Raw genomic sequence first — 2,184 nt, 5'->3', positions numbered from 1 at the left:
TTAATTTCTATTGAACCGCCGTGTACCGAACGGTACGCACGGTGGTGTAAGAGGTCGGCTAATCAGATAATGATTAGCCTCCTACTTGATTATAAAGTTGACGAAAATGACGAATTGTAAGTGGTATAATTTAAATTGTAGAAATAAATAATGCTTCTCAGTTAATTCTGGGAGGCATTTTAATTATAAGTAAGGGTCAAATACTTCCCACATTCCTATACTTTTGAATTCGTGAGATAATAACCTCAAAGCAAGGAGGTTATTGTTATGTCAAGAACAAAAGCTAGTTATATTTGGGAACAACGAGTGACAGACTTTAAATCCAGTGGCCAAACAGCACAAATGTGGTGCGAATCAAAAAAGATTAGGCCAGCTACACTACGTTACTGGATTCGTGTATTCAAACCAAGCAACACTACAACTGAAAAAGCAACCAGTTGGATTTCAGTTGACACCTCTGAATTAAAAGTCATTTCTAAAGAGCAACCCTTAATTGTGAAAATAGGTAATGCATCCATGGAGATAAATTCAGGTTTCAATAAGGATTTATTTTCAAAAGTAACAGAATTGTTGTTATCGCTATGCTAGGTAATAATATTGTAGATAACGTTTATCTTGCTTGCGGTGTCACTGATTTTCGTAAAAATATTGATGGTTTAGCAATTATAGTCCAAGAAAGCTTTAATCTAGATCCTTTCTCCAGATGTCTTTTTGTTTTTTCTAATAGAAACAAAGACAAGCTAAAAATATTAGAATGGGAAAATGATGGCTTTTGGCTTCACTACAAGCGTCTAGAAAAAGGAAAATTCAAGTGGCCTTCTAATAAAGAAGGTAAAACATTAAATATAAGTCAAAGGCAACTTAGGTGGTTATTAGATGGCTTAACATTAGAACAAAAGCAAGCACATAAACCAGTAACAGAGCGAATAATTATTTGATGAAAAGTGATAAGTTTAAAACAATAAATTCATATTGAAATCATGTTTAAAAAGCCTTTAAAATCAATGCTTTAGAGCATATTTTTCTTTCTTCTCACGACGAAATATGTTATAATAAAAGAAAAGAAATCAAAGAAAATATGGGTGATAATCAATGGAAATCTTTAAAAAATCTTCTGCAAATACTGAAACTGAATATACATTAGATGACCTAAAAAATAGGTGCTTTAAGCAAGAGTTTCAGATTGAGGAACTTACTGCTAAGCTTAATTGGTATGAAGAACAATTTCGATTGAGCCAACAGAAACGTTTTGGAACCTCTAGTGAAAAAACAGATATGGATCAGCTTAATTTCTTATTTGATGAAGCTGAAAAGGAATCTGACTTAAAAGTTTCTGAACCTACCATAGAAGAAATCACTTATAAACGCAAAAAACAGGTTGGAAAGCGAGAAGCTGATTTAAAAAAGCTTCCCGTTGAAGTTATAGAGTATCGTCTTACTGATGAGGAACGTATATGTGCTCAATGTGGTAATATTCTTCATGAGATGACCACAGAAGTAAGACGAGAGCTTAAAATAATTCCCGCAAAAGTAGTAGTTGTAAAGCACGTTAAATATGTTTACAGCTGCCGTGATTGCGAACAAAATGAAATCAAAACTCCTGTAATTACTGCTCCAATGCCAAAATCAATATTACCAGGAAGCCTTGTGTCACCATCACTTATGGCATACATAATGGTTCAAAAATATGTGAATGCTATGCCGCTATATCGTCAAGAGCAGATGTTTGCTCGTTTGGATATAGAAATATCTAGGCAAAACATGGCTAACTGGATGATTCATGGAGGTAATGATTGGCTTAAAATTTTGTATGATCGCTTGCATGTTAATTTATTAAAATATGATATTCTTCATGCAGATGAAACTAGATTACAGGTGCTAAATGAGCCAGGGCGATCTGCGCAATCTGATTCTTACATGTGGCTATATCGTACCGGAGCTGATAATGATACTCAGATTGTCCTGTATGAATATCAAACTACACGTGCTGGTAAGTATGCACGTAAGTTTCTAGAAAATTTCAAAGGATATCTTCATGTAGATGGTTATCCAGGGTATCATGGGATACCTAATGTCAAACTAGTTGGCTGCTGGGCTCATTATCCTAGAAATATGATTATCCGAGAAGGATCTCTTGAGATCGCATAAATTCTAGAGATTCTCATGTTTTTCTCGGATAATCTA

At 34.2% G+C, this 2,184-nt stretch carries 2 protein-coding genes and 1 pseudogene; all 3 read left to right on the top strand.

Annotated elements, in window-relative coordinates; genetic code table 11:
• Nucleotides 1-267: 267 nt before the first annotated feature.
• Nucleotides 268-588, top strand: a complete 321-nt coding sequence (gene tnpA / locus KPL51_RS22935; RefSeq protein WP_216166738.1) for an IS66 family insertion sequence element accessory protein TnpA — start codon at nt 268-270, stop codon at nt 586-588.
• Nucleotides 582-938, top strand: coding sequence for an IS66 family insertion sequence element accessory protein TnpB (gene tnpB / locus KPL51_RS22930; RefSeq protein WP_216166736.1), 357 nt, complete (start codon nt 582-584; stop codon nt 936-938). The genes tnpA and tnpB overlap by 7 nt, the downstream gene beginning before the upstream one ends.
• Before the next feature lie 154 nt (nt 939-1,092).
• A pseudogene (gene tnpC / locus KPL51_RS22925) lies at nt 1,093-2,109 on the top strand (IS66 family transposase); the annotation flags it as partial.
• Between the last annotated feature and the right edge of the window lie 75 nt (nt 2,110-2,184).

Origin of the sequence: Clostridium bowmanii (genome assembly GCF_018861315.1) — a bacterium.
GTDB lineage: Bacteria > Bacillota > Clostridia > Clostridiales > Clostridiaceae > Clostridium_AD > Clostridium_AD bowmanii.
The sequence above is the reverse complement of the archived record's forward strand: the minus strand, read 5'-3'. Positions and strand labels throughout refer to the sequence as shown.